This is a genomic window from Baekduia sp., assembly GCF_035996765.1.
Lineage (GTDB): Bacteria > Actinomycetota > Thermoleophilia > Solirubrobacterales > Solirubrobacteraceae > Baekduia.
Genome location: NZ_DASYJG010000056.1, coordinates 41,390 through 68,084, shown reverse-complemented (window position 1 = coordinate 68,084; position 26,695 = coordinate 41,390). Strand labels below are relative to the sequence as shown.

Genomic DNA, 26,695 nt, shown 5'->3' with positions numbered 1-26,695 from the left:
ACGGCAAAGCAGAAAGGTTCATCAGGACCATGCTCGGCGGCTGGGCCTACGGCGCGATCTACCGCTCAAGCGACGAACGCACCGCGGCCCTTGACGGATGGCTCTGGCACTACAACCATCACCGCCGACACTCAGCCCTCGGCCACCAAACCCCGATCACCCGCCTCAACCAGCGAAACAACCTCCACGGGACTTACATCTAGCGGTCCGCGTCAGGGGTCTGACGCGGAGCGGCCAGGCGCGCGAAGCCGCCGCGGAAGAAGAGCAGCGGCTCGTTGGTCGCTTGAGCGCCGTCGTCGGCGCTCATGTGCGTGACGCGGCCGATGCCGATCGTGTGATCGCCGGCGGGCGTCAGCGACGCCAGGTCGCAGGCGATCCAAGCGAGCGCGTCGTCGAGCACCGGGACGCCGTGGGCGACGGTGTGGGTCGCGGCGTCGAACTTCTCCTCGGCGACGCGCTTGGAGGCGAAGACACGGGCGAGATCCTGCTGGCCGGCGTGCAAGACGTTGACGGCGAAGCGCCCGGCCTGGCGCACGATCGGCAGCGTGCGCGACGCGTTGTCGAAGCAGACCAGGAGCAGCAGCGGGTCGAGGCTGAGGCTCGTGACGGCGTTGGTCGTCAGGCCGGCCGGCCCGTCGTCACTCTGGGCGGTGACGATTGCGACACCGGTCGCAAAGCTCCCGATGACCTCGCGGTAGCGGGCCGGATCGACTGCGGGCGTCGCCATGGCCGCAGAGGTTAGTCAGGACGCGGGCGCCGACCAGGTTGCCGCCGTATCGAGAGCGATCGCGTGAACGTCGTTATGAAGCGATCGAATCGAGGTCGGCGCCCGCGTCGGGGTTTCAGTTCGCGGCAGACAGCACGATCCCTGCCGGGCCGGGCCGGGCCGGGCCGCGGGACATGCGGGGCGAGCCGGACGGCGTGGCGCGCGCAGCCGAGACGACCGGGGCGGCCCACTCAACGACATCGAACCCGCGCATATCGCGGGTTAGGTGTCGTTGAGCGATCGCGGGGCGAGAAGGGCAGCGAGTTCGCGGGCAATGCCGGCGTAGTCGGTGAGGATCTGGCGGTCGGTGAAGCGGGCGACGCGCCAGCCCTCGCGCAGCAGGGCCCGGTCGCGGGCGCGGTCGCTGTCGAAGGCGCGACGGGTGCGGCCGTGGAACGTCCAGCTGTCGACTTCGACGATGAGGCGGTGGTCCGGCCAGCGGAAGTCGCTCTCACGGATGCCGTCGTAGCGATTGACCTGTGGGCGTGGGAACCCGTGATCGAGGCAGATCTGCAACATGATGGCCTCGAGATCGCTGCGCGTGACCGTGTCCCCGTGGTCTCGGTAGTCAGCCAGGAGGGCCATGAGCGGGCGTCGGCCCGGGCGGCCTGGGTGGGCGTCGAGGACCCGCTGGACCTCAGTGAGATCGAAGAGCTCAGCCTGATCTGAACGCTCGACGGCGCGGCGCAGGTGATGGGTCGGGACGACAGCCGCGAGGTCGAGAAGCGTTCGGGCGAGCGTCGTCGTCGGAACACCTCGCTCGATCACGATCTCGTCATCTGGCACATCGATGCAGCGATGGATGATTCGACCGCGCTGCCTTACGGTCCCGCCGGGTCCGCGTCGCGTGATTTCGATGAATGTGCCGCTCCACGGCCGGATGCCCCACAACGCAGCAGCGCTGCGATGGCTCACGGCCGCTGCATCGCCGTAGCGTAGGACCACGGCGAGGACGTTTCCCTCGCGACGGAGCTCGGCGTGGCCCAGGGCGTAGACGCCGCGTTGGACCTTCACCAACCTCCCGCTCCGCAATCGATGGTCGATCGCATCCTCCCCGAGACCTACTCGCAACAGCTGCCATCGCGCCACCAAGCCGTGTTGGCGTGCCGCCAAACCGTGGATCGCTTCCTCGACGACATCGAACCCGCGCATATCGCGGGTTAGGTGTCGTTGAGTGCGAACTCGCCCCCGCGGACGCTCGGGGGCGTCCGCGGAACGACTACTTCCTCGCCACCACCTTCAGCTCCCCGTACTGCCCCAGGTCGTCGTGGTTGCCGATGGTGCAGGTGAGGCGATATTTGCCGGGTCGCAAGACGATCGGCTTCTGCTCGGATCCCGACTGGCCCGGGTGCAGGGTGTCGGTGCGGCCGTAGAGGGTTGGCTCCTCGCCGTCCTCGTGCTCGAAGGACTCGATCGCGAGGTTGTGGGTGAGGCGGCCGGAGTTGGTCGCTTCCAGGTGGATCGGGCCGGCCGGAACCTCGAGGTTCTCGGGCCGGAGGCGGTACTCGTCGAGGTTGATCTTCAGCACGCCGTCCCGCACGTGGGTGTACGACGGTCCGCCGCCACACCCCACGAGGGTCGTCGCACCCAGAAGGAAGAGGGCGGCAAGCCTGCGCATGAAAGGGTCCCGTATGATGCCCGGCCGCATGACTCGCCGCGCTCCCACCGTTCTCGCCGCACTCTCGATCGCCGCCGCCGGCGTCATCGGCTGCGGTCAGGAGAAGGGTGACGTCAAGCAGCCCAACGCGAAGATCACGACGGTGGCGCCCGAGTACCAGGCCGGTGCCAAGCTCTTCGTGGAGCGCTGCTCGGGGTGCCACAGCCTCGGCATCGTCGGCGCCGAGGGCGGCGCGCTGAAGGTCAAGGACCGCGAGCGCGTGGACGGGCCGAACTTCAACGTCCGCAAGGAGGATCGCGAGAGCATCCTCTACGCGATCCGCAACGGCGGCTTCTCCGGCGCGATCATGCCTCAGGACATCGTGGTCGGCAAAGAGGCCGAGCAGGTCGCCGACTTCCTGGCGAAGTACGCCGGGTATGGCAAGTCCAAGAACGCTCGCAATTAGCGCTCTGCACGTCCGCGGGTAGGCTCCGGCCGTGCTCGACATCAGGCTCATCCGTCGCGATCCCGACGCCGTGCGCGCAGCTCTGGCGCGCCGCGGGGAGTCCGACGTCGGCGTCCTGGACCAGGTGCTGGCGCTCGACGTCCGTCGCCGGGAGATCCTGCCGCGGCTCGAGGGGCTGCGCGCCGAGCAGAACGCGGCCAACCAGGCGATCGCGGCGGCCAAGAAGTCCGGCGAGGGCGCCGGCGAGGCGATCGCGAAGATGCGCGAGGTCGCCAGTGAGGCCAAGGCGCTGGGCGAGGAGCTCGCGCAGGTCGATGCTGAGCTGGCCCCGGCGCTCGCGCAGCTCCCCAACCTGCCTGAGGAGTCCGCGGCGCCGCAGGACACGGTCATCAAGGAGGTCGGTGAGGCTTGGGTGCCGGAGTACGAGGTTCGCGACCACCTCACGCTGGCCGGCGACCGCATCGACATGGAGCGCGGCGCGCGGCTGTCGGGCTCGCGCTTTGCCTACCTCCGCGGCGGGCTCGCGCGGCTGGAGCTCTCGCTGGTCTCCTGGGTGATGGATCACCTGTCCGAGCAGGGCTTCGAGCCGGTGATCCCACCCGTCCTCGTCCGCGAAGAGGCGCTCTACGGCACCGGTTTCCTTCCCGACACCGAGCAGCAGATCTACAAGCTGGCCGACGACGACCTCTACTTGGCCGGGACCTCCGAGGTCGCGCTGGCCTCGCTGCATGCGGGCGAGATCCTCGAGGAGCTGCCGCGCCGCTACGCGGGCTTCTCGCCGTGCTTTCGCCGCGAGGCAGGTGCTGCCGGCAAGGACACGCGCGGGATCTTCCGCGTGCACCAGTTCGACAAGGTCGAGATGTTCAGCTTCGTCGACCCCGAGACGTCACGCGACGAGCACGAGCGGTTGCTCGCGATCGAGGAGTCGATCCTGCAGGCGCTCAACATCCCCTACCGCGTGGTGAACATCGCGGTCGACGACCTTGGCGCCAGCGCTGCCAAGAAGTACGACTGTGAAGCGTGGCTCCCAAGCCAACAGCGGTACCGCGAGCTGACGTCGACGTCCAACACCACCGACTATCAGGCGCGGCGCCTCGACATCCGGCATCGGTCGAGCGGATCGTCGAAGCCCGAGATCCTCCACACGCTCAACGGCACCGCGGTCGCCGTCGGGCGCACGCTGATCGCGATGCTCGAGAACGGCCAGCAGGAGGACGGCTCGGTCGCCCTGCCTGAGGTGCTGCGCTCCTACGGCGCTCCGGCCTCGCTGCCGCCCGCCGCAGCCTGAACCTTCGCCAGCGCCGGCTCGAGCTCGGCGTGGATGTCGAAGGTCGTATCCAGCCGTGTGATCTCGAACAGGCGCAGGACCGTCGGGTTCGAGCAGACCACCGCCATCCGCCCGCCCGCCCGAGTGACCTGGCGCAGTGCGTTGAGCAGCACGCTCAGACCGGTCGAGTCGATGAACATCACGCCGGTGAGGTCCAGCACGAGCGCTGTGCATCCGCTCTCAGCGGTGGAGTTCAGCAGGGCGCTGAACTCCGGTGCCGTGCTGACGTGGATCTCGCCCTCGACGGCGACGATCATCGACTGGTCGTCGATGACGCGTTCTTGGATTCGGAACCTGGGTTCGGCGAAAGACACGGTGCACCTACCTTCTTCCCCCGCGGAGCGCCATGTCAACCGGAGCGGCTTCGCGCTGGAATACCGCTCAGCAAAACTCATCGAAAGCGGCGGGTGCAACGTCCGTTAAACGGCCAAGGCCGCGGGTGGTTGGCTCGCGGCCCTGGCACAATCGCATCGGCTCAGAGACCGAAGGTCTCCAACCGCGATAAGGCCAACATTCCACGCGCGTGGAAATTTGTCCAGAGCCAATCCGGCAAGTTTCGCGAAGTTGTGCAGAAGTTGACGCGTGCGGGGTCGGAGTGAGCGGCGGTCGCAGCGGTGAGAGTTGGCTAAGTGAGCAGCACTTAGCGATAAGCTTGCTTTTAGAAGATTTACGCCTTTAGCGCAGGGGTGCTCCCAGCTTCGGGGGACGTTGCGGTGCCTGACCTTGACGGGTGGCTTGGGTTGTGCGTACGCTGCCAAAAGACAGCACCGTTTGCAGTGCAACGACGCAGCAAATCGCATCGATCAGAGCCCACGCCTCGCTGCCGGACTCGGCAACGGTTCTCCGGGTGGTTCCCGGAGGCCACGAGGCATCCAATCGTGAAAGGTGAGCCCGCCCGAGTTCTAGATTCCGGAACAGCGCAAGCCTGACGCTTGCGACACCAGGATGGCGATGGCACCTGCCGCGGTCGATCCACCTGGCCACGAGCGCGCATCGCCCTGATCACCAAACGAAGGATTCGGTCATGGAACACGGACCGCTGGTCGCCGTGCCGTCGCTCACGCTGACAGCGTTCGGCGTTGGCATCGCGATCGACTGGAGCAGCACGAGGAACGGCCGGCTGTCGGCTGCCGGATCTCCGGCCAGGTGACAGCCGCGCTCTCGTCGCTTATGTCGAGCATCTCACCCAATCTGAGCGGGCTGCTGAGGGCCATCAAACACCCCATCCGGCTGCCCATCCTGCTTGCTCTCGTCCATCACGAGGCAGGCGCCTCTGAGCTGGCGCGACGCTTCGGCGTCTCGTTCGACACCGTCAACCACGCGCTGACCGAGCTGCGCACAGCCGGCTTCATCGAGCTCGTTCGCACCGAGCCGATCGTTGGAAGCAGCCTGGAGCGCCGCATCTATCGGAGCGTGCGCACCGACTGGCCGCAGCTCGTGGAGTACCTGGAGGCCTTCGCGCGGCGGTGAGGACCGCCGGTGAGCGGGTGCCTACGGAAGATCCGCGGGAAGGACGTTCAGGCCCTCGGCCACTGCTGCGGCATGCAGCCGATGGTCCCATGTCGCAACGGTTAGGCCCGGTCCGGGAAGCACCATCGCGGCGGCCAGGTGCAAGGCATCAAGGCTGCGTAGTCCGCGGTGGAGTGCCAGCGCGGCGGCATGTTCTGCGAGACGCTCGTCGACCTCGACGATCCCGAAGGACGACCACTCCTGGCGTACGGCTCTGGTGGCAGCCGTTCCCGCGCTCAAGCCGACCGCTCGGATCGTCTCGACAAAGCCGATGCGACAGATGAACCAGCCGTCGGCGTCGTGCATCGCCTTGCGCACGATGTTGCTGCCATCCTCGCCGACGTAGCGCTTGACCAGGGCGCTGGCGTCCAGATAGAGGTTCAACGCTCGGCGTCTCGCTCGGCCAGCACCAACGCAGAGGCGCTCGTGGTGCTCTTGGCCAGGCGGGGGGCGCGCGCGGGGCGCGATCGCGACGCCGGGACAAGGCGACCCTGCGCGACCAGTTCACGAAGCTGGTCGTCGCCGGCAACGCCGGCCGGGACGATGTCGGCAATCGCCTTGCCCCGAAGCGTCACGCGGACCTGCTCTCCGCGTCCGACCGCCTTCAGCGTCTCACTCAGCGACTGCTTCAGCTCTCGGACACCAATCTCACGCATGTGTCCACATTACCACTGAAGAGGCCACAAGCGGAGGGGGCGGGATTCGAACCCGCGAACGACTTGCGCCGTCTCCGGTTTTCAAGACCGGTGCATTCAACCGCTCTGCCACCCCTCCGGAGGGGTGAAGGCTACCCGTGGTGCTTGGGTGCGCGTCGGGTCTTCGGGAGGAGCCTGACGGTGGGCGGCACGGGCAGCGCGCGTCCGACCTGCGAGGCGAGCGCGCATGGCGGCTGGTAGACCACGGCCGGCGGACGCGACGCGGGGGTGCGCGGCGAGGGCACCGGCGTTGCAGGAAGGACGATGACTGGCGCGCGGTCGAAGTGGCCGCAGAGGCCCGAGTCGTTGGGAGAGACGATCGGTGGCCGGTCGCCGGTGAGCGTCGCGCAGCGCATGCGGCCCAGGAAGACCGGTGCGGCGAGCGGTTGCACGTGCGGCGTTCCATCGCCGCCGGTCCAGACCACGTAGCGCTGCTCAGCTCGGTTGATGCGTGGGATCACAAAGGCGTAGGCGTTGTCCTTGACGTCGGCGCGGACCGCGGTGCCGTCCGGGCTGGTCAGGAACGCTGCGCCGACGCCGTCGAGCACGATCCCGGAGACCGAGAGCATGTTGTGGTTAGGACCGCCGCAGGGGTCGAGTGCGACTTCCTCCCGGCCGCGGACGAGATCCTCCAAGCGGCCGCCGGCTCCCGCGGGGGCGCCGCCGAGCGCGACGATCGCGAGGCCGGGGTGGGCTGCGGGCTTGTTGGTGGTGTTGGGTGCGGCCGGGACCGTGGCGGCTGGCGCCGGCGCCGGCGTCGTGGGAGCGGGTGCCGGCTCGGTCGCCGCGGGTGGGGTGGCCGGCACAGGAACGGTGGGCGCCGCCGGCGTCCGTCGCACGTTGGGCCGCGCGCGAGGTGCCTGCCGACGGCGCGCCCGCATCGCCTGAGCGAGCGTCCGACGCTGGCGGCTCAGCGTGCGGATCACGCAGCGCAGCTCGAAGACCGTGCCGGCGCCGGCCCGCACGTCACGGACCGGGACGACCCACGCGCGGCCGCCATCGTCGGCCTGGCGCAACAGGCGTGCTGCCGCGGGGTCGAAGGGCTCGAGGCCGCGCTGGCGCAACGCCTTCAGCGCGGCCGCAGGCAGCTCATCGGCGTCGGCGCGGTCGCGACGCAGGACGCCGAAGGCGTCGAGCAGGTTCTGGGGGACGGGTGCGGCGGCCGGCGGCTTGTCGTCCACCGGGCACGGCGCGGCGGGAACCGCGGCACGGAGGAAGGTGTCGCCGCCCGAGGCGACCACGATCGCCGCGGTCGGCGGCACGGGCCGCGTGGCCGGCGCGGCCAGAACGACCTGCGGCGGTCGCACGCGCACGGCGGCGTGGCGCTTGCCGCTGTCGCGCCCGTCGGCCAGCGCGGCAACCACGCCGAGCGCGAGCGAGGCGATCGCGAGCGCGGCGACGGCGGGGAAGGTGAGGCGGCGGGACGGCATGGGGAGAGACCTCCGGAAGGTCTGAGGGTCGTCGTCGGGGGAGGGGGGAGGGGAGCCAGGGACGCTCATCGGTCGCAGCGTCCGCCTTCGCAGGTCATCAGGAGCGCGCCGGGGCCGTCGCTGACGCGTACGTGGGCGACATCGCGCCCGCCGGCCAGCGCGACCACGAAGACGCGCACACCGCTCGGCAGGTGGCCCTGCTCGATGGCCTGCTCGTCAACGGGCGTCGCGGCGATGCGCTCGGTCGCGGGCGTTCCCCCGCCATACGGGCGCGAGGTCACCTCGACCGTGCGGGCGCTGGCCGGCAGCGCGCCGAACGCCCACGTCACGTTGGAGGCGGGGTCGTAGTAGGTCTGGACGCGGCGCGTGGCGAGCGCGGCTGGAGAGGCGCCCGGGGCGCGCGCGGCGACGTCACAGCGGGCGCCCGCGCCGCCGCCCGGCACGCTGAGGAAGAGGCCGACGGCCTCGATCTTCCCGTAGCGGCAGACCGTCGCGCTCAGCCGCCACGCGACGCCGCGTTCGGTCCCGGCGCCGACATAGACCGGCGTGCCCGACGTTCCGGGCGCGACCGCGTCGTGCGGGCGCAGCTGGGCGGGCAGCGGCGGGGGATCGGGGGCCCAGACGGCCTCACGCGTCGCGATCGCGGTCGGCACGAGCGCCAGCGCGGTGGCCGCCGCGGCGATCAGCCCCCGACGGCCGCCGCGCGGCCGCGGCAGCGAGAGCCGCAAGAACGGGCGCGGACGGCGTTGAGCGCCATCGCGCACCCAAGCGCCCTCCAGGGCGGCGCCGAGCTCATCGAGGATCGCGTCGGGATCGCGGCCGCTCATGCGCCCGGGGCCTCCATCGACAGCGCGAGCGTCCGCAGGCCGCGCGAGACGCGGGCGCGCACGGCCTCCTCGGAGATCCCGAGGCGGCGGGCGATCGCCGGGTAGTCGAGCTCCTCGATCACCCGCAGGCGCACGGCGTCACGCTGCTCCGGGGAGAGATCCTCGAGCGCGACCGCGAGCGTCGCCCGCAGGCTGCCGAGCTCGGCGAGCTCCTCCAGGCGCGCGATCTCGTCGGCCGCCAGGTGGGGCGGCTCAACATGAAGGCGTTGCATTGCCGCGCGCTCGGAGCGGCCGCGGCGCAGCGCATCGGCAAGGACGTGGCGGGCGATCCCGAAGGTCCATGCGGCGAGCGCCTCAGCGTCGGCCGGGTCGCCGCGGAAGCGCCGGCGTGACTCCCACGCGCGGGCGTAGGTCTCGCCGACGAGGTCGACGGCGACCTGGCCGTCGTAGGTCCTGCGGGTCAGCCAGATCAGCAGGCGCCGCGCATCGCGGCGATACGCGGCGGCGAGGTGCTGATCGTCGAGGGGCTGCGGACGGGCCACGCGAGGATCTTCGCGCGGCCCTCCGTTCTGTGACGCAGCTGAGCGTCGCTTAAGAGGCGTCCGCGGCCGGTGCGGACACGCCGGCGCCGATCGGGCAGCTGACGCCCGTCCCGCTCATCGAGCAGTACCCGCCGGGGTTCTTGTTCTCAGAGAGGTACTGCTGGTGGTAGTCCTCGGCGTAATAGAAGGGCCCGGCCGGGGCGATCTCGGTCGTGATCTCGCCCTTGCCCGCGCGCGCGAGCGCGTCGCCGTAGCGGCGGGCCGAGAGATCGGCGGCCTTGGCCTGCTCCTCGCCCACGGTGTAGATCGCGGAGCGGTACTGGGTGCCGGTGTCGTTGCCCTGGCGCATGCCCTGCGTCGGGTTGTGGGCCTCCCAGAACGTCTTGAGGAGGTCGTCGTAGGAGATCTTGGTGGGGTCGAACGCGACCAGGACGGCCTCCGTGTGGCCGGTGCGGCCGGAGCAGACCTCGTCATAGGTCGGGTTCGGCGTCGTCCCACCCTGGTAGCCCACGGCCGTCGTGTACACGCCGGGCAGCGACCAGAAGGCGCGCTCGGCACCCCAGAAGCAGCCGAGACCGAAGTAGGCGACCTCGATCCCCTCCGGGAACGGCGGGGTCAGCGGGGTGCCCAGAACCGTGTGGACGGAGGGCACCGGCATCGTCGTGTCGCGACCCGACAGCGCGCTCTCCGCGCTGGGCAGGGTCGCCTTGTTGCGGGTCGAGAAGAGCATCTGCACCACGGTATCTGCCGGGTGGCAGAACGTTACGCGGCTCTTGCGGGCCGAAGCCTTACACTTTCGCGATCCCTTGGAGAGGTGGCCGAGTGGCTGAAGGCGCTCCCCTGCTAAGGGAGTATGGGGTTTAGAGCCCCATCGAGGGTTCGAATCCCTCCCTCTCCGTTCTCCCTGACCGTCCGACCCTCAGCGCACCACGCGCGAGGCCGGGCTAGACTGGGAACCGCTGCGCCCATAGCTCAGCTGGATAGAGCGTCGGTCTACGGAACCGAAGGTCAGAGGTTCGAATCCTCTTGGGCGCGCTCTACGAAAGGTCCGCATTTGCGGGCCTTTCGTCGTTTCTCGGGCTCAGTCCGGGCCGCCGGACTCGGCTCCGGTACCCGCGCAGTACCCGTCAGGTTTGCGTCCCGGTGGAGGCCGTGGGCGGCGTCGGCAATGTCCTGGTTTGTCCCCATTTGGCCACGCATGGTTTAGGTGGGTCCGTCTTGGGTCGATCAGACGAACGAGGCTTTCTTCGCATGCGCCAGACCGCCGCCCGCCCGCAGCTCCTGACGCCGCCCGCCCGCAGCTCCTGACCGTCGCGCAAGCGGCGTCGTTGTTGAACGTGTCGGAGAAGACGATCCGTCGCTGGGTGACCGACGGCAAGGTTCCGTACGTGAAGCTGCCGAGCGGCGGGGTCCGTGTCCCGCAGGGCGCGCTGCTCGCGTCGCTTGAGGGCACGCACGACCTCGCGGCCGAATCGTCGCGCTCGATGCACGGTTTGCGGATGTCTCCGAGGACGACGTGCGCGCCGGCACCGAGTAGCGATCGGTTCCGAGCTGGTTAGGGTCCAGCGGCGCATGTCCCTGGTCTTACTGGACACGAGCGTCGCTCTGCCTGCGACGCTCTCGCCGAAGAGTCACCGCCGGAAGGTGCTCGTGCTGTTGGCCCACGGCGCTCTGACTTATCGCGGCCGATCACCTGCGCTCGACCTTGACGAGTTGACCGCGCTCGCCGTGACCCGAGGGCGGCGAGGTCATAGAGGCCAAAGGCGCATCGGCGCCAGATCGACCGAGCCGATCGCCGGAGGACCGCCATGTTCGAAGCTGCTGACGGTCGGTGCTCCCAACGATCGGTGGTGCGCCGTCCGCTTGTCCGTACTTCTCATCTCATTTGCTCGGTGGCCTCCGTTGAACCTTCAGCTGGACCGGGCGAGACAATGCCTCCCAGCGCTTGCTCTGGGACGTCCTTACTGAGCTTGCTCTCGGCCCACTTCATCGCGTCGCTCGAGTCTTCGGGGTACCGGTTGATCCCGTCCATGGCGACCGCGGCTCCGCCTGGTCCCCTATGAGGCCCGAGTTTGAGGCCATACGCGCAATTGATCACTGTTAGGTCTTGGATCAGCGCTCGATTGTTGACCACCAACACGTATGAAGGACGTATCACGATCTCGACGCCATTGCGGAGCAATCGCCCGCGATTGATAAGCACGCGATTCGGGGGCTCGAAAGTGAGGTCGACGAGAATGTCGCGGTGTCCGGCACGGATCACCAGGTTGCGTCCGGTGAGCTGGATATCCCACGGCTCCGCAGACTGAACAAGCTGGTTGTTGACTACACGCAAAATACAATTATTAAACTCATCAAACAGGTTGACATTCAGAAGGAGATGACCCTCGCTGAGGATGAATCCCACTAGCGGGGTGTCGTCGACGCTTATGGGGACCATGATCGTCCCGTAGCCCGCATCGCTGGTGGTGAACGTCAGAGACCCCATGCGAACCTCGCACTCGTCTCCCGAGTAGTGCAAGTCGTATGGCTTGGAGACTCCTTCTCGAAGATTGCAAGGGTCGTTGTTGGCGTTCTGAACCGTCTCGATGGGGAGCAGTCCGCCGGTTCGCTCCCGGTGATGCTGATCGCAGAGGAGCGTGATCTCCTCGGCGACATGGCGATGCACGTTCGCCCACCCGAGCAGGTGCTCGTACTCATAAAGCGGCAATCCGCATATCACGCAGCCGAACCCGCAGCGCTGACGAACCTCTCGTTGGATCGGAAGCGGGATGTTGCGTGACGTCGGGGCGGCTTCGCTCATCGAGCCAGGTTCCCAGAAGCAAGACGGGCGGGCGGCCTCATGACGGTGAAGGAAGACCGAACTCCCGGTGGCTGCTAAGCGAGTACCCCGACGACCTCGGTCACGCCGCCCACAGACCCGAGAGCGGGACGGCGGCGAGCCGGTCGCCGAAGTGAACGGTGTTTGCGCCGGTGTAGAGCAGGGCGCCGGCCTTGAACCTGTTGCCAAGCTTGTCTTTGAGGTGCTTTAGGCCGCGGAAGTCGCGTTGGTGGACGGTCGCTGCGGCCTTGACTTCGACGGCTGAGATGGATCCGTCGCGGTGTTCGATGACGATGTCGACTTCGCGCTGGTCACGGTCTCGGAAGTGAAAGAGCTGGGGGCGGTCGTCGAGCCAGGAGATCTGGCGATGCAGCTCCATGGCAACGAACGTCTCGTAGAACATGCCGCCGAGATCGAGGTCGGTTTCGATGCGGCGCTCGTCGGCTCCCGCGAGGTAGGCGAGCAGGCCCGTGTCGGCGACGTGGACCTTCGGGCGCTTGACCGATCGTGCGAGCAGGTTGTTACTCCAGGCGGGGAGACGCCTGATGAGAAAGAGCATCTCCAGCAGCTCGATGTGGCGACGGATCGTCGTTGCCGGCGTGCCGAGCGAGCTGCTGAGTCGCTCGATGTTGAGCTCGGCCGCTGAGGTGGCGCCGATGGCCCGCAGCAGTCGGGCGACGACCGCGCGATCGGCGACGTCCCCCAGACTTGCCAGGTCGTGCTCGAGAATCCCTTCGATGTAGCTCTCGAAGAACTGTGGTCGTCGGTTGGGTGCGCGTCCTTGGATCTCGGGATATCCGCCTCTGGCGAGGATCTCGGCGTATGCCTTGCGGCCTACAGGCGCGTCGGCGACGTTCGGGAAGCGACCGCTGGCGAGGCCGGGCACGAACGCCTCGCGGTGCCCGAGCAACTCCCCCTGGCTGAATGGGTGGAGGCGTAGGTACTCGGCGCGGCCGGCCAGGCTGTCTTTGACCCGCGTCATCTCCAGGAGGTTGGCCGATCCGGTAAGGGCGAACTGCCCCGGTGTCTTGTCGCGGTCCACGCGCAGCTTGATCTCGGTGATCAACTCGGGGACGCGCTGGATCTCGTCGATTGCCACCGGGGTCTTGAGGGTGGCCACGAATCCGGCCGGGTCGGTGGTCGCAGCGGTACGGATCGCCTGGTTGTCGAGCGTCAGGATCTCGCGGCCTGCGCTCTCGGACGAAGCGACCTGTTCCAGCAGCGTGCTCTTGCCGACTTGGCGCGCGCCGAGTACGACGACGACTCGCGTATCGGCCAATGCCGCTTCGACCGCACCTTGCGCATGCCTGGCGACTAGGCCCGATGGTGACATCCGTCTAGCGTACTGATCGATCCCGACAAATCCACCACGAGAGCCCCGCGGATCCACCACAAGGATTCCGCAAATCCACCGCGTAAGAGGCGCGGAACCACCGCCGAGGCGGGTGCCGCTCGGATCGGCTCCCGATACCCGCGCAGTACGGTCCCGGAGGGCCGGTCCCGTTTCTCTGCGGATCTGCCGGGGTGCGCTCTGCGGATCTGCCGAGCATGATCGAAGGACCGGGATGTGCTGCACGAAACCCCCGTCCACCGGGGGTTTCTGCGTTCAGCCACTACGATCGCCGCGTGCGCGCGCTCATGGTGCAGGGGACGTCGAGCTGGGCGGGCAAGAGCCTGCTGACGACGGCGCTGTGCCGCCACTTCGCTCGTCAGGGCGTTCGCGTGGCGCCGTTCAAGGCGCAGAACATGTCCAACAACGCGCGGGTCGTCGACGGTGGCGAGATCGGCGTCGCGCAGTATCTCCAGGCGCGTGCGGCACGCGTGGTGCCCGACGTGCGGATGAACCCGGTGTTGATCAAGCCCGAGGCCGACACCCGCAGCCAGGTGGTGGTCGACGGCATCGTCGATCAGCGGCTCGGCGCGACCGGCTGGCGTGAACGTGCACCGCTGCTGTGGCCGGCGATCTCGCGGGCGCTCGCCTCGCTGCAGGCGGAGTACGAGCTGATCGTGTTGGAGGGAGCGGGAAGCCCGGCGGAGATCAACCTGAGCGACGCGGATGCGGCAAACCTGGGTGCGGCGCGCGCGGCTGACGCCGCGGTGCTGATGGTGAGCGATATCGATCGCGGCGGCGCGTTCGCCCATCTCTTCGGCACGTGGGCGTTGATGGCGCCTGCTGACCGCGCCCGCGTCGAGGGGTTCGTCCTCAACAAGTTCCGCGGCGACCCGGCCCTGCTGTCGCCGGCTCCCGAGATGCTGGCGGAGCGCACCGGGGTTCCGACCGTCGGCGTCGTGCCGTGGCTGCGGCACGAGCTGCCCGATGAGGACGGGGTCGCGGTGGCCGCCGAGCCCGAGCGGGACGACGGGCGCCCGGTCGTCGGCATCGTCCACTACCCGGCCGCTTCGAACCTGGACGAGTTCAAGATGCTCGAACAGATCGCGCGCGTCCGCTGGATCCGGCGGCCGGGCGACCTGGTCGGCGCCGAGCTGGTCGTGCTTCCCGGGAGCAAGCACGTGACCGTCGACCTCGCGTGGCTGCGCGAGACCGGCCTCGATGTCGCGATCATCGCGCGTGCCCGGTCAGGCCTGCGCGTCTTGGGGATCTGCGGCGGCCTGCAGATGCTCGGCGAGGAGCTGCGTGACGCCGGTGGGGGCGAGGCCGACGCCGATGGCCTCGGCCTGCTGCCGCTGCGCACGACGTTCGGCGCCGAGAAGCTCACCGTGCGGACCGAGGCGCGTTTCGCCGAGCTTGCTGACCCGTGGGCGCCGCTGAGCGGCGTTGCTCTGCAGGGGTACGAGATCCGTCAGGGGCACACGGAGGCGACGGCAGCGGTCGACGACGTGCTCGCGGGCGGTCACGGCTGGGCCCGGGGAGCGGTGCTCGGCATCAGCGTGCACGGCGCGCTCGAGGAGCCCGAGGTCCTGCGCCGGCTCCTGGGAGCGCGTCCCGCCCGGACGCTCGATGACGCCTTGGACGACCTCACCGACGCCGTCACGGCGGGCCTGGACCTGGCCGCCATCGAGACGATGGTCGGGCTGCGCTGAAACCCGGGCCGGCCACCGCACGGTCGCGACATCGGCCGCTCGCCAAACAGCCACGGCTGATCTAGGCTCGCCAGTCGTGACCGTCGTTCTCTGGCATATCGAGGTCTCGCACTACAACGAGAAGGCGCGTTGGGCGTTGGACTACAAGTCGATCGTCCATGAGCTGCGGGTGCCGATGCCCGGGTTCCACGGCGCACGGGCGCGGATGCTGACGCGCGGCAGGCACGGACGGTTGCCGGTGGTCGAGCTGGACGGACGCAGGATCGGCGACTCGACGGCGATCATCGCGGCGTTGGAGGCATACCAGCCCGAGCCGGCGCTCTATCCGGCCGACCCGGCGCAGAAGGCGCGGGCGCTGGAGCTCGAGGACTTCTTCGACGAGCAGCTCGCACCGCAGATGCGGCGGCTGGTCTGGCATCACGTGCTGCAGGACACGGACGCGATCGTGGACTCGCTCTTCGCCGACCGGGCGCCGGGCCGCGCGCGCTTCCTGCGTGTCACCGCGCCGGTAGTGCGTCCGTTCGTTCGTCGCGACTACGGCGTCTCGGCCGAGTCTGCGGAACACGCGCACGACGCGGTCCTCGCCGCGATGGATCGGATCGAGGCCGAGCTGCAGCCGTCGGGCTACCTCGTCGGCGATGGTTTCTCGGTCGCCGACTTAACCGCGGCCGCGCTGTTCACGCCGCTGATAGCTCCGCCATATCGACCGTACATGCCGGCCACGTTCCCGGTCGCCTTGCAACCGCTGCGCGAGGAGCTTACGGCTCGTCCGGGTGGTCGCTGGATCCACGAGATGTATGAGCGTCATCGGCGGGCAGAAGTCCCCGCAGTGCCCCCAGCCCGCGCTCCCACAGCCCCTCGACATCGGCGCCCGGCGGGAAGCGGTCGCTGAGCTCCAGCTGGGCCATTCCGTGCATGAAGGCCCAGATGACGCGCGCCGACACGACGTCGCCGCCACAAAGCGCCCACATCGGTTCGGCCGCTGAGCGCTCAGCGGCTGCAACCGCTGGGTTGTCACGATCGAGGTCGCGCACATATATGAGGCGGTAGACGTGCGGATGTGCCAGCGCCCAGCGCCGCCAGCCGTCGGTCATCGCGATGAGTGGATCAGCCGAGGAGCCCAGCCCCTCAGCCAGTGCGAAACCCTGCTCGCTCAGACCCGCTGCGATGATCGCGCTCTCGAGCGCGCGCTTGTCAGCGATGTGCTCATAAAGCGACGGCGCTCGAATGCCGATTTCGGCCGCGACGTTGCGCATCGACAGCGCGTCGGGGCCCTGCTCTTCGAGGATGCGGCGAGCGGCGTCGACGATCTGCACGCGGCGGGATGTGGGAGCGGCGGCGGACATGGCCAGGTGATCATCTCAGTGTGTCACCTTCCGCGCACGTATTTTGCTCACACTGTCAATAAGTGGGCTACGCGCGTCCCGTGTCTGCGCGATAAGCGCGCGCAGCGAGCACGATCAGCACGACGCTCCACACCCCGACGACGAGCCAGCCGCGGCTGCCCCAACTGGTCCCGCCGAGCGCCACGCGGTTGGCTTGGACGAGCCAGTAGGACGGCAGGTACTGCGCCACGTCGTGCAGAAATCCCGTCTTGGCCAGCGGGAACCACGTGCCGCTCAGCAGCGCCAGCAGCGCGGTTCCGCCGCCGATGAACGGGCCGACGGAGTCAACGGTCAGCTTATGGCCGAGGAAGATCCCCAGCGCGGCGAACGGGATCAGGCCAACCAGGATCAGGCCCGTCATCTGCAGCCATTCACTCGCGGGCAGTCGCACACCAAGGATCGTGCCCGAGGCGTAGAGCAAGATAAGTGACAACACTGCCATCAAGTAAGAGATGGCAACCTTTGCGCGCAGGTAGGCGACCGCCGACAACGGGCTGATGCGCAGCTGGCGATTCCACCCGACCTGTCGCTCGCCCGCGATCCGCGCACCCGTGCCGAGCATCGCGGTCATCGTGCCCCAGGAGGCCATCGACACCATGAAGTACAGCGGTGCGCTCAGTCCCGTGCCCTGCAGGTTGCTGTCGTTCTGGTTCGGCCCGGCGGTGAGGAAGTACAGCGCCAGCGGGAAGCCGAGCGAGAACACGAAGAACCGCTTGTTGCGAAGCGCCCGCAGCAGCTCGTAGCGGGTGTAGGCCATGGCGCTCACGCCGCCACAGTCCGATCGTCGTTGTCTTCGTCCTCGCCGCCGGTCAGCTCGAGGAACGCCTCTTCCAGCCCTGCGCCGCTGATCTCCACGTCGCTTGCCGCCGGGTAGGCGGTCAGCAGCGCGCGGATCGCCACGTCGGAGTCGGTGCAGCGCAGCGTGATCGCCGCACCGCGGCGCTCGACCGACGCGACGCCGGGCAGCGTGCGCAGCGCGCCGTCCTCAACGCCCGCCAACGTCGCTCGGATCGTCCGCGACCCGACGCGCGCCTTGATCTCGGTCGTCGGACCGTCGGCCACGACGCGCCCGTGGGCCATCAGCACGGCACGGTCGGCGAAGTCGTCGGCCTCTTCGAGGTAGTGCGTGGCGAAGACGATCGTCGTCCCGCGCGAGGCAAACTCGCGCATCGTCGTCCAGAAGGTGTGGCGCCCTTCGACGTCCATCGCCACCGTCGGCTCGTCGAGGACCAGCAGGTCAGGGTTGCTGACCAGCGCACAGGCGAAGCGCACGCGCTGGGCCTGGCCGCCGGAGAGCTTCTCGGTGCGCTGCGCCGCCGTGGCCTGCAGGCCGGTGAGCTCCAGCACCTCGTCGACGCCCAGTGGCCGCGGATAGAGCGCGGCCATCATCGCCACCAGTTCGCGGACGGTCAGCTCGCGCAGCAGGCCGCCGGTCTGCAGCATCGCGCCGACCCGGCCGGAGGCAATCGCGTCGGCCGGCGTGCCGCCGAAGAGCGAGACCGTCCCCGCGTCGGGCTCGGCGAGGCCGAGCAGCATGTCGATGGTCGTGGACTTCCCTGCGCCGTTGGGTCCGAGCAGCGCGACGGTCTCACCCGGAGCGATTGCGATGTCGACGCCCCTCACCGCGCGGACGGGCCCGTTGGGCGTGCGGAAGGTCTTGACCAGCCCTTGCAGGTCGATCCCGGTCTGGACCGCCATGGTTGATGCCATGGCCCAGAAGATGCCGAATGCTGCGGCGGGCGGCCATGCGGCCACCTCCCGGCGCGCGCGTGACGTCTGTCACGACGCACCGGGGAGCGGTGTCACGCTCAGGCCGTGGGCGCGGCCTCGGGCTGCTGTTCGAGCTCTGCCGTACGCGCGCTCATCGAGCGGCCGAGCGCGAGGACCTCCTGGTCCATGAGCGGCACGACCTCCGGTGCGCGCCGCGCGGTCTCGCGCTCACCGATGACCGTCGTCAGCGCGGGCTTGAGCCAGCGGACGGCGTTGACCCAGCCGGGGACGCTGACGCGCGTCTTGCGCTTGGCGATGCCCTCGACGAAGGCCTCGGCGCAGGTCTGCACCGAGACCGTCTTGCCGAGCGGCCCGGGCATGGCCTCCAACATCTTGCCGAAGGCCTTGAGGTCCTTCTTGGCGTCTTGGACCAGCGGCGTGTCGATCCAGCCCATGTGCGCGCTGCCCACCTTGACGCCGAGGTAGCCGACCTCGGGCCGCAGGGCGTTGGCGAAGTGCTCGGCCCCGGCCTTGGAGGCGTTGTAGGCCACCAGGCCGGGCGCTGCGGCGTAGGCCGCCAGCGACGAGACGACCAACACATAGCCCTTGCGTTCGATCAGCGCGGGCAGCGCCGCACGGACGGTGTGAAAGACGCCGTTGATGTTGACGTCGATGACGCGGCGGAAGGTCGCCGGGTCGACGGCGAGGACCGAGCCGTAGCTGGCGATGCCAGCGTTGGCGACCACGACGTCCAGCCCGCCGAACGTCTGAACGCCATGCGCGACCGCGGCTTGCATCTGCTCAAGGCTGCAGACGTCGCCGACGATCGACGTGGCGCTGGCGCCGAGCTGCGCCTCCAACTCCGCCAGCGGTTCGCGGTCGAGATCGACGAGGACGACCTTTGCGCCCCTGCCGACCAGCCGGCGCGCCGTCTCGGCGCCGATGCCGCGCGCGCCGCCGGTGATCAGCACCACCTTGCCCTTGAGCTTGCTCATAAACGCCACGGTACCCAGCGACGGGCCTGGCCCGCGTCACGGCCGGCGCGCTATGCCACCGAGAGACCAACCCCACTCGCAGTCCGGGTCCCCGTCGCCACCTGCGTCACGAAGTCGGCGATCGTCGTCGCAAACAGGCCGGGGTCGTCCCACATCGGCGTGTGGCCAACGCCCGGCGTGACCCGGAACTCGACGCCGCGGATCTCCTCGCGCAGGCGCGGGGAGTGTGCGGCGATCGGCAGGATCCGGTCCTTGGGCGCCCATGTGATCAGGACGGGGACGTCGATCTTGTCCAACTCCAGCACCGAGGCCTCGCCGGACCGCAGGACGGCGTAGACGTCCTCGACGACATCGCAGCGGACGGAGGAGCGCGCGAGCCCGACGGCCTCGGCGGCCGGCACCTGATGGCCGCGCGTCATCACGTCGCGCAGGGCGAGCCGGCGCAGGCCAGGCCGCGCCATCACCTTCGGGAGCAGGCCCAGCGACTTGCTCGTGGTCTTCTGCATCCGCGTGAAGACCTTGATGACCTGCTGGGCCGCGGCCTGGTCGCCGGGGCGCATGCCGCCGGCGGGCGAGATGCCCAGCACGCTGCGCGCGCGGCCGCGCTTGGCGAGCTCGAACGCGAGCGCGCCGCCCATCGAGTTGCCAACGAGGTGTGCGGTGCCGACACCAAGCGCATCGAGGTGCTCCTCGAGGTGGTCGGCCGCGCGGGCGATGCCGAAGGGCTGACCGCCGCGGGGAACCGGCGTGCCGCCGTCGTGGCCGTGCAACGTCGGCGCGATCACCTCAAAGCGCGGGACCAGCTCGCCGAGCACGGGGAGCCAGCAGCGCCACGTCGCGGTGAAGCCGTGGATGAGGACCAGCGGCTCGCCCTCGCCGGCGCGATACAGGGCAGGGGAGATCGTCGGCTCGGGCATCGTCCACGGATCGTACGCGTTCAGACAAGGCTGTGCCGCCGGTTCGGCAGCGCGCCTGGCTCAGGATTTCGCCGCCGGATCGGGATGCTCGCCGAACGGATCGTCGATGACGTCGCGGAACCGCTCGTCGTCGCGGAGCAGGTCGATGAAGGCGGCGCCAAGGCCGGTAAGTCCCAACTCCTTGGTTTCCGGCACATGGGGCTCCGGGTCGGTCTTGCTGCGCCGGAGCCGCGCGCCACAGCGATCTTCGCTTCGGTGGGCCATGACCTATATGACGCGCCTCAGGTGAAGCTGTGACGAGACGTTTCAGCCCTCGACGCAACCCGTACGCGTCGAGGGCCAGACGTCCCGTTTGAACGAGCTTCAGAAAAACTGCAGTTTCTTATGCGGTCCGTCGGCGCGGCTTGCGCGGCTTCTGGGTCGGCTCCGGACGGCCGGCGCTGGGATCGGGTGCGCCGATCGCGTCGAAGAGCATCGCGACGAGCGCGGTCTCCGACGCCGAGCCGTTGCCGGTGCCCAAGCGCTTGGCGGCGGCTTCCTCGATCTTGTGCGCTTCTGCCACGAGCTTGGCCACCGCCTTGGACAGCTGCTCGATGCCCTTGGCGTCGAGCGCGAGGCGCAGACGCTCCAGGCGCGCGTGGTCGCTATCGAAGCCGCCGACGCCGGCTGCGCGGCTCGCGACCTCGGTGGTCTGGGCCAGCTCAGCGCCGATGACGGCCTGCTTGGCGATCACCGAGACGCTGTCCCAGGAGGCGCCCCCGCTCTTGGGGCGGGGCTTGGCGCGGTAGTGATGTTCGATGGCGCCGCGGCGTGGCGTCTCGCGCACGAGCTCCAGAAGCCCGAGCTCGTTGAGCTGGCGGACGTGGTAAGAGATCGTGCCGAGCGTGGCGTCGAGTACCTGGCTGAGTTCGACCGGGCTGGCAGGCTGCTCTTCCAGGATCCCCAGGATCCGGACCCGGAGTGGATGCGACAGCGCCTTGACGTATCGCTGGTCGTCGACGTTTGTGATGGTGGGCATCGTGTTCCTCGGATGTCAGGGAGTGTTGCTCCGTGCATCATCGCTCAGAATCGTGAACCGTGCGACGCTTCTTGTCACGCAACTGCCACTCGGCAGCCACTTACGCAGCAATTTGCAAGTTCTTCAGAAGCAACTGGTACATGTGGAACCTGAATCGTTCCAGATGCTGCAATTGCCGTCCCGGAATAGGATGCGCTGGTGTCCCGAACGCTCGTAGGAAAGACCCTGTTCATCTCCGGCGCCTCGCGGGGCATCGGACTGGCCATCGCCGTACGCGCCGCGCGCGACGGCGCCAACGTCGCGCTCATCGCCAAGACCGCTGAGCCCCATCCAAAGCTCGAGGGGACCGTCTACACGGCCGCCGAGGAGATCGAGAAGGCCGGCGGCCAGGCGCTGCCGATCGTGGGCGACATCCGCGACGACCAGCAGGTCGCCGACGCTGTCGCCGCCACCGTCGAGAAATTCGGCGGCATCGATGTCTGCATCAACAACGCCAGCGCGATCAACCTGTCCGGCACCGAGGCCATGGACATGAAGCGCTATGACCTGATGCAGTCAATAAACACGCGCGGCACATATATCGTGAGCAAAGCGTGCATCCCGCACCTTAAAGCGTCTGAAAACGCACACGTGTTGACATTGTCGCCACCGATCAGCCTGCAACCACGTTGGCTTGGTGGCCACATCGGCTACACGATCGCCAAATATGGGATGAGCCTCTGCACCCTCGGCATGGCCGAGGAGTTCAAGAGCGACGGCATCGCGTTCAACGCCCTCTGGCCCAAGACGCTGGTTGCGACCGCCGCGGTCCAGAATCTGCTGGGCGGTGATGCGGCGATGGCGAAGTCACGCAAGCCCGAGATCGTGGCGGATGCGGCCTACGTGATCCTCACGCGCGACAGCCGTGCGTACACCGCCAACCTCGCGCTGGTGGAGGATGTGCTCGCCGAGGAGGGCGTGACCGACCTCAGCCAGTACTCGTATGGCGGCGATGACGCCGAGCTGCAGGCCGACCTCTTCGTCGACTGAGCACAGCCGCCAGCCCCACTGCATGACCGGGCGCCCGCGTTCTGTGAACGCGGGCGTTTCACCCCTGAGGGCTCGGGTACGCCAAAGTGGTGCGTTGGCCAGGGGGAAGGGGTTCGAGGCTGGGCGGGCGTTTGTTGGCGGCCGCCCTAACGATGGTCGGGACGCTGGCAATGGTGTCGACGTTCGGTGCGGTCGCGCCGACGCACGCATATGCCCTCGGGCTGACCGGCGCGAGCGCCACGCCCGCTGATTCGCGAGCAGGCGCCCACAGCGACTTCAACCTCGCGTTCTCGGTCACCAACCCGGCCGACAACCTGCGCGATCTCACCGTCGATCTGCCGACGGGGCTGCTCGGCAACCCGATGGCCACGACGCGCTGCGCCGAGGCTGACCTCAACCGCGACGCCTGTCCCGCCGAGGCGGCCGTCGGCACGACCACGACGTCGGTCACGATCCCGGTGCTCGGCATCCCGGTGGGGCTCGACATCTCCGGGACCGTCTACAACGTCGCGCCGCCGGCCAACGAGCCGGCGCGCCTGGGCATCGTTTTGCGCCCGCCAGGCAACGTCGTGCTCGGCAACGTGTACATCATCGCCAAGGTCAAGGTCCGTGATGATGCCGACTACGGCTTGGAGACGATCATCAACAACCTGCCGCGCTCGCAGGCCGGTCTCTCGATCCAGATCCGCGCCCTGAAGCTCACGCTCAACGGCGCGCTGCCCAACGGGAACACGTTCATGGTCAACCCAACGACCTGCGCGCCCGCCACGACGAAGATCACCGCCGACTCCTATGCGTCGAGCAAGCCGGTCACGACGACCGCGTCGTTTACGCCGACGGCCTGCGACAGCGAGCCGTTCGCGCCTGGGATGGAGATCGGGATCGATCAGCCGACGCCCGACACGATCACGCCGCACGCGATCGGGCTGAGCCAGCCGGCCGACATTGGCGGTCGCGCGGTCGCCCACGTCAAGAAGGCCGTCGTGCGGCTCCCGGTCGGCACGACGCTCAACCCGTCGCTGGCACCGACGCTGGCGCTCTGCTCCGATGCGCAGTTCGGCCCGCAGGGCAACCCAACCGTCAAGTGCCCGGCGGCGTCGCTCGTCGGCCACGTGGCCTTTGACAATCCGCTGCTCGGCACGGTTCCCGGCGACGTCTACTTCGGGCGGTCGCCCAATGACCCATACCGCCTGCTGATCATCGGCCGCAAGTCCGGCGTGACCGTGAAGATCAAGGCCAGCGTGCGTCCCGACGACGACACGGGCCAGATCACCACCATCTTCGACAACCTGCCCCAGGTCCCGTTCACGAAGTTCAACCTCACCTTCAACGGCGGCCCGCGTGGCGTCGTGGTGACGCCGCCGGCGTGCGGCACCTACGGCGGATCAATCACCGCGACGCCCTACAGCGGCGGCCCCGCGCAGACGCCGACCGCGAGCTTCGTCATCTCCGATGACGGCCACGGTGGGTGCTTCCCGAAGGAGACGCCGACGATCGCCGGCAGGATGTCCTCGACCCAGGCGCTCGGCGGCGGCACGCTCGATCTCGACCTCCAGCGCGACGTCGCCTCGCGCCGACCGAAGAGGCTCGACGTCGCGCTGCCCCCGGGCCTGGTCGGCAAGGTCTTCAGCGTCCCGATGTGTCCGACGGCCAAGGCACAGGTCGGCGCCTGCCCGTCGACGTCGAGGATCGGGTCGGTCACGACGGTCGTCGGCTCCGGCCCGCTGCCGGTCACGCTGCGTGGCACGGTCTACCTCGGTACCGGGACCGCGACGTCGATCGCGCGGATCTGGCTCGACATCCCCGTCAAGGTCGGTCCGATCGATCTCGGGACGTTCGCGCTGGCCAACCCGCTGACGCTGGGCAAGACCGACGGGCGCGTCCATGTCACCGCCACGCTGCCTGATGCCTTCAAGGGCTTCCCGCTCGGGCTGCGGCGCTTGCAGATGACGATCGACCGCATGGACTTCCTGCTCAACCCGTCGGGTTGCGATGCGCGGAGCTTTGATGTTGGGGTGGTCGCGGTCGACGGCACGCGGGGCGCGGGCAGCGGGCCGTTTGCCGCCAGTGGCTGCGACAAGCTGCGCTTCCGGCCGCAGGTGCACACCTCGATCGAGGATCCCGACAGCAAGGCGGCCAACGGGCAGCCGCCCTTTCAGACCGAGATCACCAAGCCGGCGACCGACGCGGCGCTGGCTGATGTGACGCTGCTCGTCTCGGCGGCGATGCAGGCCAACCCCGCGACGCTCAGCGATGGCATCTGCCAGCCGGCGCAGCTCGTCGCCGACGCCTGTCCGCCGGCCACGCGCGTCGGCACCGCCAGCGCGGTCAGCCCGCTGCTGCGAGATCGTCTCACCGGGCCGGTCTACCTGTCAGATGTCGGGACGCCGGCGCCCGACGAGCCCGGCGTCGAACTGCCCTACGTCAGCGTCGTGCTCAAGGCGCCCGGCATCTCGCTGCGCCTCGACGGCCAGCTGCGGCTGAGTCCGGAGGCAGGCCGCCTGGAGGCGCACTTCACCAACCTGCCCGACGTCCCGCTGAGCGACTTCAAGTTGGGGTTCTACGGTGGGCGGCCCGGCCATGCGGGACCGTTCACCAACGTCGTCGATCTCTGCGCCGCGGAGTTCGCGCCGTCGGATGCGGCGCTGGTCAGCCAGGCTGGCGGGCGCTCGGTGCAGCAGCCGGTGCTCGACGCGGCAGCCTGCCGGCAGGGTGCTCTGGTAGCGGGCGCGGCGTCAGGGTTGGCGAGCTCGCGGCCACGGATGAGCGTCGACATCGGTCGGGAGCCGAGCAGCGCGCATGCGTTGCGTCGGGCCACGGTCGTGGTGCCGGAGGGGTTGGCGGCGCGGCCGTCGCGGGCGGGCTCGGGTGTGGTCGTCCGCGTCGATGGCCGGCGGCTGTCGCGAGACCACTGGTCGCTGTCGGGCGCCGGCAAGCTTGTGGTGCGCGTGCCGGGCAAGGGTGGTGCGCAGCGCATCACGGTGGCGTTCACGCGCGGCTCGATCGTCGGGACCGACGGTCTCCGCGCCCGAGCCCGCACGCGGATGTCGGATTTGAGCGGGGCGCGGCCGGTGGTGTTGAAGCTGTCGGTCTCTACGACGGAGCTGAAGGGGAAGCGGGCGCGGACGACGATTGAGGTGGATGGGCGGCCGTAGGGTCGTGCGCGGCGCTCGTGGCGCCCAGTGCGGACGCTGGTTGGGGTGCGCGGCGTGGTCCGTCGGCACCGAGGAGAGCGAGCGGGACCGGTGGCGCAGGCGTTGGCTCGTCGTCCGCGACGTCAGTGGGGCCGGCACTTCGCGAGCGGTGGGCCTCTTTGCGGCCGGCATACGTCCGTCAACAGGCCCACTCACGCCGAAGGGCGGGTGATTCGGGTGCGAACGAAGATGGATCGCACCCTGACGTTGCATTTCAACGTCTAGCTGCGATCGATCGCCCGCCACGCCGGCGGATGACGCGTGGCGCCTCGTGGCGCCCGCCCGCTCTCACTCCCTCGATGCAGATAGACCACGCGGCGCACGCCGACCAGCGTCCGCGCTGTGCGCCACACGCGTCAGCGCGCCGGGCGGGTGACCCTTAGATCACGCCGACCAGCGCGGCGCACACCCAGTTCGAAGCCCCCGCGCCGTTGTTCCACAACGTGCCCGCGAGCCGATCCTGCTCGGCCTTCGACGCCTTGTACGCATCCGACGTCGAGCCGCCGAGACCCGCCCAGGTCGCGGGCATCATCTGGTAATAGCCCGAGGCGCCGGCGCTGTTGGGCGGCAGGTTCTGGCCGCCGGACTCGCACTGGACGATCGCCCACGGGATTGCCCACGGGCCGCCGGGGCCGGCCTTGTCGACGGCCGCGCGGGCGCGGTCGGCGAGCAGCTTGCGCAGGGTACGTTCGGCCGACCGGCGGCCGGCGCGCGTGGCGCGCAGTGCAGCGAGGCGCGCAGCGCGGGCCTGGGCCAGCGCGTTGCGGCGCGCCTGTGCGGCGGCCTCCATGCCGGCCAGGGCGTCGCGCTCGCGCTGCACGGCGATTGTCTCGGCCTGGCGCTTGGCCTCCAGCTTGGTGAGCACGACGGTCTCGTGGCTGGCGTCGTGGCGGGCGGCGCGGACGACGTCGACGATCGCCGTGTCGGAGTCCTCGACGCGCTTGAGGAAGTCCATGCGCTCGAGGAGATCCGCGAAGCCGTGCGCGTCGAGCACGACCGAGACGATGTCGGGGCGGGTCGACATGTAGCGCTGACGCAGCAGCTCGGTGAGCAACGCGCGCGATTGGGTCAGGCGTTTGCGCAGCCGCGAGAGCCGCCGCCGTTCGGCCGCGAGTTGGGTCTGGGTGCTGGTCAGCCGCGCCTGCGCGGCGTTCAGGTCGGCCTGCGCATCGGCGAGCCGTCTCTCAATGATCGCGACTTCGCGCGCGCTCGCGCGCTCCAGCCGGCCGAGGTGCGCGGCCGCGTCGCCCAGCGCTTGCTCGCGGACGTTCCCGCTGTGGATCTTTGAGCGCAGCGACCCTTCCGATGCGCCGCGGGCGTCGCGGGGGATCAGCGTGCACGCCGCAGCGAGCCCGACCGCAAGCAGAGCGGCGAGCGCGGCGAACGCACGGATTCCAAGAAGGCGGCGGGGCATGCGGGAGGCAC

28 protein-coding genes, 3 tRNA genes and 2 pseudogenes are annotated in these 26,695 nt (G+C 69.1%); 11 read left to right on the top strand and 22 right to left on the bottom strand.

The genetic code is table 11. From position 1 onward, the window contains the following. On the top strand, window positions 1–203 hold a 203-nt coding region (locus tag VGO10_RS13015), incomplete at its 5' end, for an integrase core domain-containing protein (RefSeq protein WP_327468950.1). Here the strand turns inward: VGO10_RS13015 and VGO10_RS13010 are convergent. From VGO10_RS13010 to VGO10_RS13000, 4 genes and pseudogenes are all read right to left on the bottom strand, one after another. Then, on the bottom strand, window positions 200–727 hold the full coding sequence (locus VGO10_RS13010; protein WP_327468948.1) for a flavin reductase family protein: 528 nt from the start codon (window positions 725–727) through the stop codon (window positions 200–202). The two genes, VGO10_RS13015 and VGO10_RS13010, sit on opposite strands and share 4 nt — an antisense overlap. Before the next feature lie 261 nt (window positions 728–988). Further along, on the bottom strand, window positions 989–1,552 hold the full coding sequence (locus VGO10_RS13005; RefSeq protein WP_327468946.1) for an endonuclease domain-containing protein: 564 nt from the start codon (window positions 1,550–1,552) through the stop codon (window positions 989–991). Between the two features lie 210 nt (window positions 1,553–1,762). Beyond that, window positions 1,763–1,918 (bottom strand): annotated as a pseudogene (locus tag VGO10_RS21830) (hypothetical protein); the annotation flags it as partial. A 67-nt stretch (window positions 1,919–1,985) separates the two neighbouring features. After that, window positions 1,986–2,384: a hypothetical protein gene (locus tag VGO10_RS13000; protein ID WP_327468944.1), complete on the bottom strand. Its 399-nt coding sequence runs from the start codon at window positions 2,382–2,384 to the stop codon at window positions 1,986–1,988. A 28-nt stretch (window positions 2,385–2,412) separates the two neighbouring features. Here VGO10_RS13000 and VGO10_RS12995 point away from each other — a divergent pair, with 28 nt between their 5' ends. Next, window positions 2,413–2,829 (top strand): c-type cytochrome, encoded by a 417-nt coding sequence (locus VGO10_RS12995; RefSeq protein WP_327468942.1) that lies wholly within the window; start codon window positions 2,413–2,415, stop codon window positions 2,827–2,829. 31 nt (window positions 2,830–2,860) lie between these two features. Beyond that, window positions 2,861–4,117 (top strand): serine--tRNA ligase, encoded by a 1,257-nt coding sequence (serS, locus tag VGO10_RS12990; RefSeq protein ID WP_327468940.1) that lies wholly within the window; start codon window positions 2,861–2,863, stop codon window positions 4,115–4,117. On the opposite strand, the gene VGO10_RS12985 is transcribed toward serS, so the two are convergent. Then, window positions 4,078–4,470 (bottom strand): STAS domain-containing protein, encoded by a 393-nt coding sequence (locus tag VGO10_RS12985; protein ID WP_327468938.1) that lies wholly within the window; start codon window positions 4,468–4,470, stop codon window positions 4,078–4,080. The two genes, serS and VGO10_RS12985, sit on opposite strands and share 40 nt — an antisense overlap. Window positions 4,471–5,326: 856 nt before the next feature. Here VGO10_RS12985 and VGO10_RS12980 point away from each other — a divergent pair. Continuing rightward, a complete protein-coding gene (locus VGO10_RS12980) occupies window positions 5,327–5,626 on the top strand; it encodes a winged helix-turn-helix domain-containing protein (RefSeq protein ID WP_327468936.1) in 300 nt (99 codons plus the stop codon). 21 nt (window positions 5,627–5,647) lie between these two features. Here the strand turns inward: VGO10_RS12980 and VGO10_RS12975 are convergent, their stop codons facing one another. The 7 genes from VGO10_RS12975 to msrA form a co-directional block, all read right to left on the bottom strand. Beyond that, the gene (locus VGO10_RS12975; protein ID WP_327468934.1) at window positions 5,648–6,049 is read right to left on the bottom strand and encodes a type II toxin-antitoxin system VapC family toxin; all 402 of its coding nucleotides are present in this window, start codon (window positions 6,047–6,049) and stop codon (window positions 5,648–5,650) included. Further along, the gene (locus VGO10_RS12970; protein WP_327468932.1) at window positions 6,046–6,321 is read right to left on the bottom strand and encodes a type II toxin-antitoxin system prevent-host-death family antitoxin; all 276 of its coding nucleotides are present in this window, start codon (window positions 6,319–6,321) and stop codon (window positions 6,046–6,048) included. Before VGO10_RS12970 ends, VGO10_RS12975 begins: the two co-directional genes overlap by 4 nt. Before the next feature lie 31 nt (window positions 6,322–6,352). Further along, window positions 6,353–6,439 (bottom strand) — tRNA-Ser (locus tag VGO10_RS12965). A gap of 13 nt (window positions 6,440–6,452) precedes the next feature. Further along, window positions 6,453–7,790 carry a hypothetical protein gene (locus VGO10_RS12960; protein WP_327468930.1) on the bottom strand — a complete coding sequence of 446 codons (1,338 nt, stop codon included), beginning with the start codon at window positions 7,788–7,790 and terminating at the stop codon, window positions 6,453–6,455. 65 nt (window positions 7,791–7,855) lie between these two features. Then, window positions 7,856–8,617, bottom strand: a complete 762-nt coding sequence (locus tag VGO10_RS12955) for a hypothetical protein (protein WP_327468928.1) — start codon at window positions 8,615–8,617, stop codon at window positions 7,856–7,858. Then, window positions 8,614–9,159: an RNA polymerase sigma factor gene (locus tag VGO10_RS12950; protein WP_327468926.1), complete on the bottom strand. Its 546-nt coding sequence runs from the start codon at window positions 9,157–9,159 to the stop codon at window positions 8,614–8,616. Before VGO10_RS12950 ends, VGO10_RS12955 begins: the two co-directional genes overlap by 4 nt. Window positions 9,160–9,208: 49 nt before the next feature. Continuing rightward, window positions 9,209–9,889 (bottom strand): peptide-methionine (S)-S-oxide reductase MsrA, encoded by a 681-nt coding sequence (gene msrA / locus VGO10_RS12945; protein WP_327468924.1) that lies wholly within the window; start codon window positions 9,887–9,889, stop codon window positions 9,209–9,211. A gap of 78 nt (window positions 9,890–9,967) precedes the next feature. Here msrA and VGO10_RS12940 point away from each other — a divergent pair. The 3 genes from VGO10_RS12940 (at window position 9,968) to VGO10_RS21755 (ending at window position 10,718) form a co-directional block, all read left to right on the top strand. Then, window positions 9,968–10,057 (top strand) — tRNA-Ser (locus tag VGO10_RS12940). 63 nt (window positions 10,058–10,120) lie between these two features. Next, window positions 10,121–10,194, top strand: a tRNA-Arg gene (locus tag VGO10_RS12935). A gap of 98 nt (window positions 10,195–10,292) precedes the next feature. Further along, window positions 10,293–10,718, top strand: a complete 426-nt coding sequence (locus VGO10_RS21755) for a helix-turn-helix domain-containing protein (protein ID WP_349258943.1) — start codon at window positions 10,293–10,295, stop codon at window positions 10,716–10,718. Window positions 10,719–11,035: 317 nt separating this feature from the next. Here the strand turns inward: VGO10_RS21755 and VGO10_RS12930 are convergent, their stop codons facing one another. Then, the gene (locus VGO10_RS12930; RefSeq protein ID WP_327468922.1) at window positions 11,036–11,962 is read right to left on the bottom strand and encodes a hypothetical protein; all 927 of its coding nucleotides are present in this window, start codon (window positions 11,960–11,962) and stop codon (window positions 11,036–11,038) included. Between the two features lie 100 nt (window positions 11,963–12,062). After that, a complete protein-coding gene (locus VGO10_RS12925) occupies window positions 12,063–13,556 on the bottom strand; it encodes an ATP-binding protein (protein ID WP_327468920.1) in 1,494 nt (497 codons plus the stop codon). Window positions 13,557–13,606: 50 nt separating this feature from the next. Here VGO10_RS12925 and VGO10_RS12920 point away from each other — a divergent pair, with 50 nt between their 5' ends. Beyond that, the gene (locus tag VGO10_RS12920) at window positions 13,607–15,022 is read left to right on the top strand and encodes a cobyric acid synthase (protein ID WP_327468918.1); all 1,416 of its coding nucleotides are present in this window, start codon (window positions 13,607–13,609) and stop codon (window positions 15,020–15,022) included. Next, a pseudogene (locus tag VGO10_RS12915) lies at window positions 14,940–15,719 on the top strand (glutathione S-transferase family protein); the annotation flags it as partial. The gene VGO10_RS12920 and the pseudogene VGO10_RS12915, both read left to right, overlap by 83 nt. A 61-nt stretch (window positions 15,720–15,780) precedes the next feature. Here VGO10_RS12915 and VGO10_RS12910 read toward each other — a convergent pair. From VGO10_RS12910 to VGO10_RS12880, 7 genes are all read right to left on the bottom strand, one after another. Beyond that, entirely contained in the window at window positions 15,781–16,368 is a 588-nt protein-coding gene (locus VGO10_RS12910) for a TetR/AcrR family transcriptional regulator (protein ID WP_327468916.1), read from the bottom strand. 67 nt (window positions 16,369–16,435) lie between these two features. Continuing rightward, complete coding sequence (locus VGO10_RS12905) at window positions 16,436–17,164, bottom strand: ABC transporter permease (RefSeq protein WP_327468914.1); 729 nt, start codon at window positions 17,162–17,164, stop codon at window positions 16,436–16,438. A 5-nt stretch (window positions 17,165–17,169) separates the two neighbouring features. Beyond that, window positions 17,170–18,105 (bottom strand): ABC transporter ATP-binding protein, encoded by a 936-nt coding sequence (locus VGO10_RS12900; protein ID WP_327468912.1) that lies wholly within the window; start codon window positions 18,103–18,105, stop codon window positions 17,170–17,172. Between the two features lie 110 nt (window positions 18,106–18,215). Continuing rightward, window positions 18,216–19,112, bottom strand: a complete 897-nt coding sequence (locus VGO10_RS12895; protein ID WP_327468910.1) for an SDR family oxidoreductase — start codon at window positions 19,110–19,112, stop codon at window positions 18,216–18,218. Window positions 19,113–19,162: 50 nt separating this feature from the next. Further along, on the bottom strand, window positions 19,163–20,029 hold the full coding sequence (locus VGO10_RS12890; RefSeq protein WP_327468907.1) for an alpha/beta hydrolase: 867 nt from the start codon (window positions 20,027–20,029) through the stop codon (window positions 19,163–19,165). A gap of 60 nt (window positions 20,030–20,089) precedes the next feature. Continuing rightward, on the bottom strand, window positions 20,090–20,293 hold the full coding sequence (locus VGO10_RS12885; protein ID WP_327468905.1) for a hypothetical protein: 204 nt from the start codon (window positions 20,291–20,293) through the stop codon (window positions 20,090–20,092). Between the two features lie 118 nt (window positions 20,294–20,411). Then, window positions 20,412–21,047 (bottom strand): winged helix-turn-helix domain-containing protein, encoded by a 636-nt coding sequence (locus VGO10_RS12880; RefSeq protein WP_327468903.1) that lies wholly within the window; start codon window positions 21,045–21,047, stop codon window positions 20,412–20,414. A gap of 195 nt (window positions 21,048–21,242) precedes the next feature. On the opposite strand from VGO10_RS12880, the gene VGO10_RS12875 reads away from it, so the two are divergent. Next, the gene (locus VGO10_RS12875) at window positions 21,243–22,076 is read left to right on the top strand and encodes an SDR family oxidoreductase (RefSeq protein ID WP_414642236.1); all 834 of its coding nucleotides are present in this window, start codon (window positions 21,243–21,245) and stop codon (window positions 22,074–22,076) included. Between the two features lie 131 nt (window positions 22,077–22,207). Continuing rightward, window positions 22,208–25,231: a hypothetical protein gene (locus tag VGO10_RS12870; protein ID WP_327468899.1), complete on the top strand. Its 3,024-nt coding sequence runs from the start codon at window positions 22,208–22,210 to the stop codon at window positions 25,229–25,231. A 418-nt stretch (window positions 25,232–25,649) separates the two neighbouring features. Here VGO10_RS12870 and VGO10_RS12865 read toward each other — a convergent pair whose 3' ends face one another. Further along, window positions 25,650–26,684, bottom strand: coding sequence for a transglycosylase family protein (locus VGO10_RS12865; protein ID WP_327468897.1), 1,035 nt, complete (start codon window positions 26,682–26,684; stop codon window positions 25,650–25,652). Between the last annotated feature and the right edge of the window lie 11 nt (window positions 26,685–26,695).

Bases quoted from the DNA above. Each gene is read 5' to 3' on its own strand.
- VGO10_RS13010 (WP_327468948.1), bottom strand. From the start codon at position 727: ATGGCGACGCCCGCAGTCGATCCGGCCCGCTACCGCGAGGTCATCGGG.
- VGO10_RS13000 (WP_327468944.1), bottom strand. From the start codon at position 2,384: ATGCGCAGGCTTGCCGCCCTCTTCCTTCTGGGTGCGACGACCCTCGTG.
- VGO10_RS12995 (WP_327468942.1), top strand. From the start codon at position 2,413: ATGACTCGCCGCGCTCCCACCGTTCTCGCCGCACTCTCGATCGCCGCC.
- VGO10_RS12980 (WP_327468936.1), top strand. From the start codon at position 5,327: ATGTCGAGCATCTCACCCAATCTGAGCGGGCTGCTGAGGGCCATCAAA.
- VGO10_RS12970 (WP_327468932.1), bottom strand. From the start codon at position 6,321: ATGCGTGAGATTGGTGTCCGAGAGCTGAAGCAGTCGCTGAGTGAGACG.
- VGO10_RS12960 (WP_327468930.1), bottom strand. From the start codon at position 7,790: ATGCCGTCCCGCCGCCTCACCTTCCCCGCCGTCGCCGCGCTCGCGATC.
- VGO10_RS12955 (WP_327468928.1), bottom strand. From the start codon at position 8,617: ATGAGCGGCCGCGATCCCGACGCGATCCTCGATGAGCTCGGCGCCGCC.
- msrA (WP_327468924.1), bottom strand. From the start codon at position 9,889: ATGCTCTTCTCGACCCGCAACAAGGCGACCCTGCCCAGCGCGGAGAGC.
- VGO10_RS12930 (WP_327468922.1), bottom strand. From the start codon at position 11,962: ATGAGCGAAGCCGCCCCGACGTCACGCAACATCCCGCTTCCGATCCAA.
- VGO10_RS12910 (WP_327468916.1), bottom strand. From the start codon at position 16,368: ATGTCCGCCGCCGCTCCCACATCCCGCCGCGTGCAGATCGTCGACGCC.
- VGO10_RS12905 (WP_327468914.1), bottom strand. From the start codon at position 17,164: ATGGCCTACACCCGCTACGAGCTGCTGCGGGCGCTTCGCAACAAGCGG.
- VGO10_RS12900 (WP_327468912.1), bottom strand. From the start codon at position 18,105: ATGGCGGTCCAGACCGGGATCGACCTGCAAGGGCTGGTCAAGACCTTC.
- VGO10_RS12895 (WP_327468910.1), bottom strand. From the start codon at position 19,112: ATGAGCAAGCTCAAGGGCAAGGTGGTGCTGATCACCGGCGGCGCGCGC.
- VGO10_RS12890 (WP_327468907.1), bottom strand. From the start codon at position 20,029: ATGCCCGAGCCGACGATCTCCCCTGCCCTGTATCGCGCCGGCGAGGGC.
- VGO10_RS12885 (WP_327468905.1), bottom strand. From the start codon at position 20,293: ATGGCCCACCGAAGCGAAGATCGCTGTGGCGCGCGGCTCCGGCGCAGC.
- VGO10_RS12880 (WP_327468903.1), bottom strand. From the start codon at position 21,047: ATGCCCACCATCACAAACGTCGACGACCAGCGATACGTCAAGGCGCTG.
- VGO10_RS12865 (WP_327468897.1), bottom strand. From the start codon at position 26,684: ATGCCCCGCCGCCTTCTTGGAATCCGTGCGTTCGCCGCGCTCGCCGCT.